The organism is Streptomyces europaeiscabiei (assembly GCF_036346855.1).
Lineage (GTDB): Bacteria > Actinomycetota > Actinomycetes > Streptomycetales > Streptomycetaceae > Streptomyces > Streptomyces europaeiscabiei.
In genome coordinates, this window is record NZ_CP107841.1 from 4,221,167 (window position 1) to 4,233,709 (window position 12,543).

At 71.1% G+C, this 12,543-nt stretch carries 10 protein-coding genes; 4 read left to right on the forward strand and 6 right to left on the reverse strand.

Annotated features, from left to right (window positions below; translation table 11 throughout):
- The first annotated feature begins 128 nt into the window (after positions 1-128).
- Positions 129-671, forward strand: a complete 543-nt coding sequence (locus tag OG858_RS18190; protein WP_086747408.1) for a GtrA family protein — start codon at positions 129-131, stop codon at positions 669-671.
- A gap of 130 nt (positions 672-801) precedes the next feature.
- On the opposite strand, the gene OG858_RS18195 is transcribed toward OG858_RS18190, so the two are convergent.
- Entirely contained in the window at positions 802-2,070 is a 1,269-nt protein-coding gene (locus OG858_RS18195) for an ATP-binding protein (protein WP_086747407.1), read from the reverse strand.
- A gap of 230 nt (positions 2,071-2,300) precedes the next feature.
- Positions 2,301-2,978: a response regulator transcription factor gene (locus OG858_RS18200; protein ID WP_086747411.1), complete on the reverse strand. Its 678-nt coding sequence runs from the start codon at positions 2,976-2,978 to the stop codon at positions 2,301-2,303.
- A 659-nt stretch (positions 2,979-3,637) separates the two neighbouring features.
- Between OG858_RS18200 and OG858_RS18205 the strand changes: the two genes are divergently transcribed.
- The gene (locus OG858_RS18205; protein WP_328544716.1) at positions 3,638-5,182 is read left to right on the forward strand and encodes a peptide MFS transporter; all 1,545 of its coding nucleotides are present in this window, start codon (positions 3,638-3,640) and stop codon (positions 5,180-5,182) included.
- A 320-nt stretch (positions 5,183-5,502) separates the two neighbouring features.
- On the opposite strand, the gene OG858_RS18210 is transcribed toward OG858_RS18205, so the two are convergent.
- From OG858_RS18210 to OG858_RS18225, 4 genes are all read right to left on the reverse strand, one after another.
- Positions 5,503-6,558, reverse strand: a complete 1,056-nt coding sequence (locus OG858_RS18210; protein ID WP_328545323.1) for a hypothetical protein — start codon at positions 6,556-6,558, stop codon at positions 5,503-5,505.
- A gap of 151 nt (positions 6,559-6,709) precedes the next feature.
- The gene (locus OG858_RS18215) at positions 6,710-7,444 is read right to left on the reverse strand and encodes an LPXTG cell wall anchor domain-containing protein (RefSeq protein ID WP_319067924.1); all 735 of its coding nucleotides are present in this window, start codon (positions 7,442-7,444) and stop codon (positions 6,710-6,712) included.
- A 223-nt stretch (positions 7,445-7,667) separates the two neighbouring features.
- Positions 7,668-8,177, reverse strand: coding sequence for an ATP-binding protein (locus OG858_RS18220; protein WP_086747404.1), 510 nt, complete (start codon positions 8,175-8,177; stop codon positions 7,668-7,670).
- A 446-nt stretch (positions 8,178-8,623) separates the two neighbouring features.
- Positions 8,624-8,992: an STAS domain-containing protein gene (locus OG858_RS18225; RefSeq protein ID WP_086747403.1), complete on the reverse strand. Its 369-nt coding sequence runs from the start codon at positions 8,990-8,992 to the stop codon at positions 8,624-8,626.
- 235 nt (positions 8,993-9,227) lie between these two features.
- Between OG858_RS18225 and OG858_RS18230 the strand changes: the two genes are divergently transcribed.
- Together OG858_RS18230 and OG858_RS18235 are read left to right on the forward strand one after the other, a co-directional pair.
- On the forward strand, positions 9,228-10,142 hold the full coding sequence (locus OG858_RS18230) for an RNA polymerase sigma factor SigF (RefSeq protein ID WP_037692975.1): 915 nt from the start codon (positions 9,228-9,230) through the stop codon (positions 10,140-10,142).
- 247 nt (positions 10,143-10,389) lie between these two features.
- On the forward strand, positions 10,390-12,507 hold the full coding sequence (locus OG858_RS18235) for an RICIN domain-containing protein (protein ID WP_319067922.1): 2,118 nt from the start codon (positions 10,390-10,392) through the stop codon (positions 12,505-12,507).
- Positions 12,508-12,543 lie beyond the last annotated feature (36 nt).

Genomic DNA, 12,543 nt, shown 5'->3' on the forward strand with positions numbered 1-12,543 from the left:
CCAGGGGCGCTGGTTAGCATGGCTGAACCAGTGGTTTTCGACCGAAGATCAACTCATTTCGGACGGAGCAGCAACCGGCTGACCACCGGCACGACACCGACCGGACCGAGCGACGGGGGCCGCACACCATGGGAAGTACCACCTCGGGGCCCGATACGAAGCCCCGCAGCGCCCTGCGCCGCCGGATCGACCTGCTCGTACGCGAGGTCGCCAAGTTCGGCGCGGTGGGCGGTGTGGGGCTGTTGGTGAACCTCGCGGTCTTCAACCTCGTGCGGCACACCACCGACCTGCAGGTCGTCCGGGCCAGCGTCATAGCGACAGTCGTCGCGATCGCGTTCAACTACGTGGGCTTCCGCTACTTCACGTACCGGGACCGTGACAAGAGCGGCCGTACGAAGGAGCTGTCGCTGTTCCTGCTGTTCAGCGCGGTCGGGCTGGTGATCGAGAACGGGGTGCTCTACACCGCCACGTACGGCTTCGACTGGGACAGCCCCCTGCAGTCCAACATCTTCAAGTTCCTCGGCATCGGCATCGCGACACTCTTCCGCTTCTGGTCGTACCGCACCTGGGTGTTCCGGGCGCTCCCGGCCCGCGAGGCGGTGGCGAGCGCGGAGTCGTTCCTCGAAGCCGGAGCCGCCCACCCGCCCGCGGTCACAGGCAAGCGCCGCTAGACGGCCGCGCCCCTTCAGGGGCGCGGGGAACTGCGCGAACGGCCACGGACGGCCCACGGTCGCCGTCCGACGTCCCGGAGCCACGGCACGTCCGCGCACGCCACCCGTACCGAGCCGCCGAGCCGCCGAGCTAGCGAACGGGCCGGTCACCGCCGGACGGCGTCCGCACCGGCGTCCGCGAAAGGAACAGCCCGAACACCGGCGGCTGCGCCTGGAGCATCTCCAGGCGCCCCCCGTCGGCCTCCGCGAGGTCGCGCGCCACGGCCAGCCCGATGCCTGTCGAGTTGTGCCCGCTGATCGCCCGCTCGAAGATCCGTGCCCCGAGGTCGGCGGGGACGCCGGGCCCCTCGTCGGTGACCTCGATCACCGCCTGGTTCCCGGTGACGCGCGTGCGCAACGCCACCGTGCCGCCGCCGTGCATGAGCGAGTTCTCGATCAGCGCGGCCAGCACCTGCGCGACCGCGCCCGGCGTGCCCACGGCCTGGAGATGCCGCTTGCCCGAGCTGACGACTGCCCGGCCTTCACCGCGGTAGGCCGGCCGCCACTCCTCCAGCTGCTGCTTGATGACCTCGTCGAGCTCGAAGGAGACGGCGGAGCCGTTGCGGGGGTCGCGGGAGTTGGTGAGGAGCCGCTCCACGACGTCCGTGAGGCGCTCGACCTGGGTGAGCGCGATGTGCGCCTCCTCCTTCACCGTGGCGAGATCGTCGGTGAGGGTGATCTCCTCCAGGCGCATGGACAGCGCGGTCAGCGGCGTACGCAGCTGGTGGGACGCGTCCGCGGCGAGGCGCCGCTCGGCGGTCAGCATGCGGCCGATGCGCTCGGCGGAGGAGTCCAGCACGTCGGCGACCCGGTCCAGCTCCGGGACGCCGTACCTCTTGTGGCGGGGGCGCGGGTCGCCGGAGCCGAGCCGTTCGGCGGTCTCGGCGAGGTCGGTGAGCGGGGAGGCGAGGCGGTTGGCCTGGCGTACGGCGAGGAGGACGGCGGCGATCACGGCGAGCAGGGCGACCGCCGCGATGATCAGCAGCGTACGGCCGACCTCGCGGCTGACCGACGAGCGGGACTCCTCGACCGTGACGACCTCGTCCTTCTCGCCCTTGGCCTCGTGACGGATGACGTCGCCGACGGGCTTGTCACCGATCTCGATCGGGGTCTGGCCGGGGATCTCGATACGGGCGTAGCGCTCGTCCCCGACCTGGTCCCTGAGGACCTCCGCGGTGATCCGTTCGTCGCCGATGATGCGGCTGTCCACGATGCTCGTCAGTTGGACCGCCTCGGACTCCACGCGTTCCTGGGCGCTGTTGCTGATCGTGCGGGTCTCGACGATGACGAGGGAGACGCCGAAGACGGCGATGACGACGAGGACGACGGCGAGTGTGGACTGGATGAGACGGCGACGCACGGTTGCCCTCCGAGCGGGGCGGGGTTGTTCTGGGACCTTCGATTGTGCGGCACCCGGCGCCCGAGGTGGGGCTGGGGTCAGGGACGCTTACCCGCGTGTGCACGGGTGCCGCCGCACCCGCAAGGGGCGAAGCCCCCGAAGGGGCTCGGGGAACCGCGCGGCCGGCCGCAACCCATCCGCAGCCGCCGCGCACCCCCGAGCCGCTGGGCGCCCGGCCTCACCGACCGGCGTCAGTTCTTCTCGAACCGGAACCCGACCCCTCGCACCGTCGCGATGTACCGGGGGTTCGCCGCGTCGTCGCCGAGCTTCTTCCGAAGCCAGGAGATGTGCATGTCGAGGGTCTTGGTCGACGACCACCACGTCGTGTCCCAGACCTCGCGCATCAGCTGGTCACGGGTGACGACCCGCCCCGCGTCGCGCACGAGCACCCGCAGCAGGTCGAACTCCTTCGCGGTGAGCTGCAGCTCCTCGTCGCCCATCCACGCCCGGTGCGACTCGACGTCGATCCGGACCCCATGGGTGGCAGGCGGCTGCGCCGGCTCCGTGGCGCCGCGCCGGAGCAGGGCCCGCACGCGGGCGAGCAACTCGGCGAGCCGGAAGGGCTTGGTGACGTAGTCGTCGGCGCCCGCGTCGAGGCCGACGACGGTGTCCACCTCGTCGGCGCGCGCGGTCAGGATGAGGATCGGCACGGTGTGGCCCTCGGCACGCAGCCGACGGGCCACCTCCAGGCCGTCCATCCCGGGCAGCCCCAGGTCCAGGACGACCAGGTCGACGCCCCCCTGCATTCCGGCGTCCAGCGCGGTGGGTCCGTCCTCGCGGACCTCCACCTCGTACCCTTCCCGGCGCAGTGCGCGAGCCAACGGCTCCGAGATGGACGCGTCGTCCTCGGCGAGCAGTACACGGGTCATGGGGTGATGGTAGTCCGCCGAGAACCGCAGGTGGAGGGTGATCGGCAAGCACGATTCACACCTTTGTCCAACGGTTCCCTTACTTCCCGGGGGCATGATCCACTGCGGCGGGCGTTTCGTCCCCCCGGCGGTGAAGATCGCCGACGTTGCCGGGCGTCGTGTGAAGAAGGCGGTCCGGTCCGGTGCGGATCACGCGCCGATCCCGCGATCATGGCGTGAACATGGCGCGACCACACCGCACGACGCGTGGTTACACCCTGCGTCCACACGGGCGAACCTGTGAATGACCTTCGAATGCACACTCACACTTGCCTTCTTACCTGTGATCCGCCTCTCAAGGCCTTTCTTTTCCCGCAGTCTTCTGGCGTATGGTGACGGAACGCCTGTAGCAACACGTGAGGGCCTTTGGCGGTATATGTGCGCTGAAGGTCTCTTTTGTGTGCGGAACCGATCTGTGGCCGGGCCCCGAACACGCGGGACGCATCGTCGCGTCGACGCGCGCGGAGGGGCGTGGATCCCGGCGGCCGCCGTCCGCCGCCCCGTGACCCGGGGCGGACTCCCGTGGGCGTGGGTGGACGTCCCGGCCCGCCGCTGCCGGCCGCCTCCCTCCACCGGGCGTGCGCCCCCACGTGCGCCGTCCCGACCTGCAAGGAACGACCATGGCGTCCAGCCTGACGAAGGACTCGGCCGGCCGGGGAACCCCCGGCACCGAGGGCACCTTCTTCGGCCACCCCCGCGGACTGGCCACTCTCTTCATGACCGAGATGTGGGAGCGGTTCTCCTACTACGGCATGAAGGCCCTCCTCACCGTCTACCTGCTCTCCGGCGGCCCCGACGCCGGCAAGGGGAGCATGGGCGGCGGCCTGGCCATGGACCTGGCCACCACCACCACGATCGTCGCCGTCTACTCGGCGATGGTGTATCTGCTCGCGATGCCCGGCGGCTGGCTCGGCGACCGTGTCTGGGGCCCCCGCAGGACGGTGACGATCGCCGCGGTCACCATCATGTCCGGGCACCTGGTGCTCGCCCTGCCGGGCGGTCAGGCACCGTTCTTCGCGGGCCTGGCGCTGGTCGCCGCCGGCTCCGGTCTGCTGAAGGCCAACATCTCCACGATGGTGGGCCATCTGTACGACGGCCCCGGCGACCCTCGGCGCGACGGCGGCTTCACGATCTTCTACATGGGCATCAACGCGGGTGCCTTCTTCGCCCCGCTGGTCATCGGCACCGTCGGCCAGGAGGTCAACTGGCACCTCGGCTTCGGTCTGGCCGCGGTCGGCATGGCCGTCGGCCTCGCCGTCTTCCTCGCCGGCAGCCGGACCCTGAGCCCGACGAGCGACATGGTCCCCAAGCCTCTGGCGGCCGAGGAGCGTGCCTCCTGGCTGCGCAAGGGTCTGCTCTGGCTGGCCGTCGCGGCCGTCTTCTACGGCGCCGTGGGCCTCAGCGGCCACTTCACCCTGAACTGGGCGATGATCCCGCTGACCGTCATCGGTCTGGTCGTCCCCGCCGGTGTGCTGCTGCGCATCAAGCGGGACAAGGAACTGACCACCGCCGAACAGTCGAAGATGACCGGCTACATCTGGTTCTTCGTCGCCGCCGCCGTGTTCTGGATGATCTACGACCAGGGCGCGTCCACGGTCCAGGCCTTCGGCTCGAACGGCGAGAAGGTGGCCGGCTCGCTGCTCGGCTTCGAGTTCCCGACCTCCTGGTACCAGTCGCTGAACCCGCTGTTCATCATGGCGCTGGCCCCGGTGTTCGCCTGGCTCTGGCTGTGGCTGAACCGCCAGGGCAGGGAGCCGAGCACGGCCGTGAAGTTCGCCATGGCCCTCGTGCTCATCGGCGTCTCGTTCTTCTTCTTCCTGATCCCGCTGGGGATGGCGGCGGACGGCACCCTGACCAGCCCGATGTGGCTGGTGGGCATCTACTTCATCCAGACCGTCGGTGAGCTGTGCCTCTCCCCGGTCGGCCTGTCGGTGACGACGAAGATGGCCCCGGCCAAGTACGCCAGCCAGATGATGGGCGTGTGGTTCCTCGCGGTCACCGCGGGCGACTCCGTCACCGGCCTGCTCTCCAATCCCGCCGTCGGCGGCTTCGACCTCAGCGGCACCGGCATGGTCGCCGTCGAGGCCACCCTCGCCGTCCTCGCCGGCTTCGCGATCCACATGTACCGCAGGAAGGTCAGAGCCCTCACGGGCGACGTCAACTGACCCCGACACCCGCCGATCCGCGGGCAGGGCCGCCACACCCGGAGGTGCGGCGGCCCTTTCCCGTCTCCGCCATGGATGTGTCCTCCTGCCTCACGTGGACGGGTGGCCCTGCCTCACGTGGCGGTGCCCTCCCGCCACACGTGGACGGGTCGCCCTGCCTCACGTGACGGTGCCCTCCCGCCACACATGAACGGGTCGCCCTGCCTCACGTGGATGTGTCCTCCCGCCACACGTGGACGGGTCGCCCTGCCTCACGTGACGGTGCCCTCCCGCCACACGTGGATGTGTCCTCCCGCCTCACATGAACGGGTCGCCCTGCCTCACGTGGATGTGTCCTCCCGCGTCGAGGAGAGCCGCGCAGCCCGTGTCTCCCCGGGATCGGTGTCCGGTGTGAACCACGGCAGGGCCGAGGTCGTGCGCGAGGGGGACGGCGTACGGGGTTGCGCGTGTGCGGCGGTCGAGGGGCTCGGCCTGGGCACCCACACGGGAAGTCCGGGCATCCGTGGCCTCCGCCGCCTCCGTTCGGGGGCCTCGCGCCCCGGCCGTACCCGGTCCACCGCGGCCATCCCGATCCGGAACAGCGCCGCCGGTACGACGAGGCACAGCATCAGCCAGAAGAGGATGACGCCCCAGGGCCGACCCACGGTCCACGGTTGTTCGGCGAGGACCTTGCCGCCGTACGTGAGCGAGACGGTGTAGTCGCCGTGGGCCCCGGCCGCGAGGTCCACGGGCAGGGTGATCCGGGCCTTGCGGCCCGGCTGGATCGTGCCGCGCCACCGCTGTTCCTCCCACCGTGGCGCGAACACGCCGTGGGAGGTGCCGACCCGGAAGACGGGGTTCTTGACGGGCGAGGTGCCGACGTTGCCGACGGTGAAGACCAGTTCACGGGCGGGCGGCGCCCCGAACCAGGTCAACAGCCCGCCGGAACCCTTCAGCCGACCGTCCGTCAGGAGCGAGAGCCGTCCGCCGGTCGCATCCTGCGGCAACGGCTCGACCGAGTGCCCGGCGACCTGGAAGACCGCGTCGGCCGCCGCCTTCGGGCCCGTGATGGTCGAGACGTGCACGACGCACGGACACGGCACCGGTGGCTCGGCCACCGGCAACTCCCGGCGGAAGCCGCCCTTGCCGTCGGCGGTGACGGCCCGCCCGTCGGCGTTGGCACAGGAGTCGGTGCCGCCGGGCACCCCCCGCGACGGTGTGGACCGACCGCAGATCAGCACCATCAGGATCGCCTTGGGCCGCCAGCCCTCACCGGTCACGGTGACCGAACCACCGGTTCCCGCCTGCGTCTTGGACAGCTTCACGGTCGGCTTGTCCGCAGCTTGCGCGGACCCGCCGCCGAAGGGTGCCACGAGCACCACGACGAGGGCGAGCACCGCCGTGAGCACCCTCGCCGAGTACGAGGTCGAGCGCAGGGTCGAGGTCAAGGACGAGCGCAGGGTCGAGGACGAGTAGGTGGTCGGGTACGAGTAGGTGGTCGGGTACGACGCCGGGATCCGCCGCCTTCTGCTCACGTTCCGGCTCCCGTCAGCGACGTACCGCCTGATTCCTGCGTGTCACCCACAGCACCCCCGCCGTGCCCGCGAGCAGCACCGTGCCGCCGAGCGTGCCGAGCGCGACCGCCGAGTCGAGAGGCCCGGTCTGCGGCAGCTCACCGCCCGAGCCACCCGAGCCGCCCGAGCCGCCGGTGTCGGAACCGCCCCCCGTACCGCCCGAGGCGCCCTCGCCCGCAGCGGTGACGTCGAGAGTCAGCGACGGGCCGGGATCGTTCCCCGGTGTGCAGGTCGTCACCGTGCCGAGGGCCTTGATGGTGAGCACACCCGCGGTGAACTCGACCTTGCCGGTCTTCCTCGGGGTGTACGTGCCGCTCAGGTCATTGATCTTGATCGGTGTGTTGGCCGGAAGCGCCTCCTGGTTCGCCGGCCCGGTCACCGTGAGCGTCCCGTTGTCGGCCCCGCCCAGCTCGATCGTGGCGCTCGGCGTCATCGAGCCCTTGCCCAGCTCGACGGGGCTGGACGACACGCCCTTCTGCCACGACATCGTGATCTTGTAGCCGTCGCCGCTCTCGACACCCTTGATGTCGATCGGCGACACCGCGGACTTGTCCCCGATCGGCGTCTTGCAGTTGTACTCGACATCCACGACCTCGGCATGGGCCACCGGGGCGGCCATCAGCACCGCCGCGCCGGCCAGGGCCGCGAGGGAGGCGAGCGCGGCGGTTCGTTTCTGGTACGTCCGGTACGGCACCTCGGCACCCCACATTCTGACGGAACATCAGATCGGCGGCTCAAGTTACGCCGGGGCCCGTGGAGAAGGAAGACACACGCAGGTGTCGGATGAGTGTCGATGAACCGGGGGCGGTCTTACGACGATCGGCCCCCCGGGAAACCCGAGCGGCGAGGGGCTGCGGCATCTGCGGCTCCGCCGCGTGGGCGCGGTCGACGCACGCCGGACCCGCAGCCGCCGTCACACCACGCCCCGGCGCTCAGGCAGGTGCCCCCAACTCGGCCCACACCGTCTTCCCGGCCGCCCCGGGAGCCCGTACGACCCCCCAGTCCAGACAGAGCCGCTGCACGATGAACATCCCGTGCCCACCCGGCCGCCCGGCCCGGTGCGGCGTCCGCGGCGACGGAGTCCCCGCGCCCCGGTCGGACACCTCGATCCGCAGCACCTTGTTGTCGCACGCGATCCGCAGCTCGGCCGGGCCCTCCGCGTGGAGACACGCGTTGGTGACCAGCTCGGACACCACCAGAAGGACGTCCTCCGCCGCGGCCCGCTGATCCGCGGTCGCGGCCGGCAGCCACCCCCACGCGTACAGCGCCTGGCGGGTGAAGTCACGGGCGAGCGGCACCACTGCGCTCTCACCCTCGAAACTGAGCCGACGGGACTGACGACTCACGGCGGGGGCCGGGTCCCCGCCGGGCGACCCGGAAGCGCCGCCGGCACCCGGTTCCGGGCCGCGGTCGCCCGGCGAGAAAGGCCGGGTGGTGCTCATCAGCGCTTCACCTCACCGATTCACCAGTTCACGATTCAGGACTCGTCTAGGGTGCGGGACGAACGCCCGCGGTACGTGCCGTTTTCTGCTGTCATCCGTTGCGCCATCCGTACTTCCGTCGCACTTCGTCGTACTGCCGAGCCGCTGCCGAACTGCCGCCGGACCATTGCCCGGCCACCGCCGTACACCCCGCCACCCGTCCACGCCCCGTCACCGAGCCGTTTCCGGGCCACCGCCGACCCTTTCGCCGACACGTTCAGGATGTCTCCTGCCCGAGCGAACCGTCAGAACACCCATGTTTTCGGCACAGAACCTGTGACGCGAACAACCCGCCGGTCCGGATGGGGCACCCGAGGCGGCCTCGAAGGTGTGAGCGACCGGCCCGACGGCTCCGACCGGCCGACTACACCCCTTGGCGGGGGGGCCAGGGCCGGGCGGGACAGGCCCTAGTCGCCCAGTGCCGCTTCGAGGGTGTCGTGGACGGTGAACACCGCGTCCGCCCCCGTGATCTCGAAGACCCGCGCCACCGCCGGGAGCATGCCCGCCAGATGGACGCCGCCGCCCGACGACTCCGCCTTGAGCCGGACGCCCAGTAGGACGTTCAGCCCGGTGGAGTCGCAGAACTCCAGGCGTGAACAGTCCACCACCAGACGCGTGAACCCCTTTTCCAGGCAGCTCTCGAGTGGCTCACGCAACAGATCGGCGGTGTGGTGATCGAGCTCACCCGCCGGGGTCACGACGGCGCTGGAGCCCTCTTCCCGCACCTCGACCTGTAGTCGGCCCGACTGTGCGCTGCCGACCGTCCCACGGTCCATGCCGTCTCTCTCCCGACCGTCGTGACTGCTGACTCGCCCTCGAACACTACGCCTTCTCCACACTCCCCGACACCCGAACAATCCCTTGAAAAGGGACATTTCGGCACAGGATGCACTTGCGACGACGTCGTGAAACCGGGTAGGGCTAGTAGTGACACCAATCGACACGGCCGGCTTTGGAGGCGCCGCACACCGCAGTGCACGTATGGGCATCGGCGGCCATATGCCGAGAACGATGGAGGACATCATGTCACCCCGGCTCGACGAATCGCATACCCAGAGGGCGACGTCGGCATCCGCCCCTGAAGAGACGCAGGACGAATTCGCCCACGATCCGGGTGAGGGGCTCGCCGACCTGCCGGAGATCCCCCCGTTCGACGAGGTGGGGCCGGTGGACGCACGGGCGTTGTCCAAGACTCTCTTCGAGCGGCTGCAGTCCCTCGAGGAAGGCACGTACGAGTACTCGTACGTGCGCAACACCCTCGTCGAACTGAACCTGGCTCTGGTGAAGTTCGCCGCCTCGCGGTTCCGCTCGCGCAGCGAACCCATGGAGGACATCATCCAGGTCGGCACGATCGGCCTGATCAAGGCGATCGACCGCTTCGAACTGAGCCGGGGCGTCGAGTTCCCCACCTTCGCGATGCCGACCATCGTCGGCGAGATCAAGCGTTTCTTCCGCGACACGAGCTGGTCCGTGCGGGTGCCGCGCAGACTCCAGGAACTCCGGCTCGACCTGGCCAAGGCCGGCGACGAGCTGGCCCAGAAGCTCGATCGCGCTCCGACGGTGGGAGAGCTGGCGGAGCGCCTCGGGCTGACGAACGACGAGGTCGTCGAGGGCATGGCGGCGTCGAACGCGTACACCGCCTCGTCGCTGGACGCCCAACCCGAGGAGGACGACTCCGAGGGCGCGCTGGCGGACCGGATCGGTTACGAGGACCACGGGCTCGAAGGCATCGAGTACGTCGAGTCCCTGAAGCCGCTGATCGCCGGACTGCCGCCGCGCGACCGGCAGATCCTTTCCCTGCGGTTCGTGGCCAACATGACGCAGTCCGAGATCGGGGACGAGCTGGGCATCTCCCAGATGCACGTCTCCCGGCTGCTGTCCCGCACGCTGGTACGGCTGCGCAAGGGGCTGACGCTGGAGGAGTGAGCGCGTGGCGGCGCCGAGCCGTCGGTGACGGCGCCGTCGACGATGACAGAAGTCGGCCGGGTACGCCAGGAGTTGCGACACTCCTCCCGTACCCGGCCGAAATGTTCCCGGCCCGCCCATTGTCTCGCCCCCTTACCGCAAGAAACCCCTTCCCCCCGGTTCACCTTCCGTCACTATGGTCACGCGCCAGACTGTTCGGTATCCCAGAAGCCGACTGGCGGACACGGGGGTGCGAGGAGGCACGAGGATGACTCGGGCTCGGGACGAGCGCCCCGGCGACGACGACAGCCATGAGAAGCGCCAGGACACCGGCGCTCCGGGCGCACGCCCCGACGACGGGTCCGAGCACCGGCACGCGACTGCGTCCGACGCGCGGCTCACCGCGCTGTTGCGCGCCGATACGCCGACCGCGTACACGGCCCTGCGCGAGCTGCGCGAACGCCACCACCCGTCGGTCCTCGCCTACGCCCGGCTGTGCGCCGCGAGCGAGTCCTCGGCACGGGAGCTGGCGACGCAGGCGTTCACGGTCGCCACCCGGGAGACGGCACGCGGCACCGAGCCGCCCGTCCCCTGGCGCCACCAACTGCTCCTGCTGGCCTTCCGTGTGGCCGCCACCTGGACCACGGACGAGCATGCGACCGGCCTCGCCCCCACACTGCGCTCCGTGCTGGACGCGGCGGGCCCCGACGGCCCCGTCCCGCCCCTGCTCGCGGCGTTCCAGTTCCTGCCACCCCGCCCCCAGGGCCTCATCTGGTACGGCGTCGTGGAGCAGGAACCGGACGACCGTACGGCCGTGCTGCTCGGCCTCACCCCCGACGACGTGACGTACAAGCGGGAGTCCGCGCTCCAGGCCCTGCGCCAGGCCTGTCTCAGAGTGCGCCTCGCCGCCTCCGACGACCCTCGCTGCCAGGACTTCCGTCGGCTGATCGAGGAGTCCGTACGACCGGACACCCCCCGCCACAGCCCGGACCTGCACAGCCACATGGAGTACTGCGCGTACTGCACCGGCGCGTACGAGGAGCTGTGCGCCCTGCGCGACAGCCCGCGCGCGACGCTCGCGGAGGGGCTGCTGCCTTGGGGCGGTACGGCGTACACGCGGGGCGGGCGTGGGGCGCGGGGCGGCGCGGGTGCGCGGAACGGAGCCGACGCGCGTGGCGGCGGCCGGGCGAGCACCGGAGTGGAGGCCGCTGAGGATTTCGCGGAGCCGGAAGCCGGGACGGAGACGGGGGCGGGCGCGGGCGCGGGGACCGCGGCAGGCTCCAGAGCGGGCGGTTGGGCGGGAGCGGCGGCTGCGACCGCCGCCGCGGCGGAGGTGTGGGCGGAGTCCGGCCTTGGTTCCGGCTCCGGCAGCGGCAGCGGCTTCGACGCCGGTGGCAGGGATCGCGCGGTGGACGGGGTGGGGGCGGAGGCTCAGGGCGGTGCGTGGGCCGGGGCCGAGGCGTGGGCAGGTCCTGGCGGCGGTGCGCAGGCCGGCGTGGCAGCCGGGGCCGGGGCGGCGGCCGGTTCGGGGGCCGACATGGCAGCCGCGACCGGGAACAGGGCCGAGGCCGGGGCAGCGGGCGGAGCCTGGGCGGCAGGGGTCGACAGTGGCGCCGGGGCGCCGACCGGGGCCGAGGCAGGGGTGCCGGGGGCCCGATGGTCGTCGTCCCGTCGGATCGTGCTGACCTCGGTGGCCCTCGGAGTGGCACTGGCTCCGCTGCTGGCGTTCCTCGTGTTCTCGGGCTCGGTGGGCTCGTCGTCCGACGACGGGGCGGGTTCCGTCGGCACGCCCGCGGCACCGCCGTCGGGCGCTGTGAACCCGACGGTCCCGGCGAGCCCGACACCGTCCCCGACCCCTTCGGACACCGAGAGCCCTTCGAAGCCCCCGGAGAAGGAGAAGCCGACGAAGAGCCCGAGTCCGAGTCCGTCGAAGTCGGGTCTCCCGACGCCCTCGCTGCCGTACGGGCCACCGCTGAACGGTGCCTACGCCCAGGTGGTGAACATCGCCTCGGGACTGTGTCTGGACATCCGGGGCGAGCTGGCGAAGGGCACCGACGTCGTCACGGCCACCTGCACCTCGCGCGCCACCCAGCGCTGGCGCCTCGACTCCCGGCGGAACGCCCTCCAGTCGTTCGCCGACCCCGACCTGTGCCTCGACAGCCGTGGGGCGACCGACGACGGTGTGGGCGTCTGGGAGTGCGACTCGCTCGACGGGGACAACGGCGACAACCTCAGGTTCGAGGTCGACTCCCGGGGTGTGATCCGCCCGGCGATCGCGCCGGGGCACGCCGTGACCCCGGACGCGCTCGGCTCCGTCGCCTTCGCCGAGGCGTCGGGGCGCGACGGCCAGCGGTGGCGGGCGGGGGCCGGACCCGCCCACGCCTGAGGCCACCCACACCTGAGGCCACTCGCTTCCGCAGCC

Coding starts and splice junctions, on each gene's coding strand:
- OG858_RS18190 (WP_086747408.1), top strand. CDS start 129: ATGGGAAGTACCACCTCGGGGCCCGATACGAAGCCCCGCAGCGCCCTG.
- OG858_RS18200 (WP_086747411.1), bottom strand. CDS start 2,978: ATGACCCGTGTACTGCTCGCCGAGGACGACGCGTCCATCTCGGAGCCG.
- OG858_RS18205 (WP_328544716.1), top strand. CDS start 3,638: ATGGCGTCCAGCCTGACGAAGGACTCGGCCGGCCGGGGAACCCCCGGC.
- OG858_RS18215 (WP_319067924.1), bottom strand. CDS start 7,444: ATGTGGGGTGCCGAGGTGCCGTACCGGACGTACCAGAAACGAACCGCC.
- OG858_RS18220 (WP_086747404.1), bottom strand. CDS start 8,177: ATGAGCACCACCCGGCCTTTCTCGCCGGGCGACCGCGGCCCGGAACCG.
- OG858_RS18225 (WP_086747403.1), bottom strand. CDS start 8,992: ATGGACCGTGGGACGGTCGGCAGCGCACAGTCGGGCCGACTACAGGTC.
- OG858_RS18230 (WP_037692975.1), top strand. CDS start 9,228: ATGGAGGACATCATGTCACCCCGGCTCGACGAATCGCATACCCAGAGG.
- OG858_RS18235 (WP_319067922.1), top strand. CDS start 10,390: ATGACTCGGGCTCGGGACGAGCGCCCCGGCGACGACGACAGCCATGAG.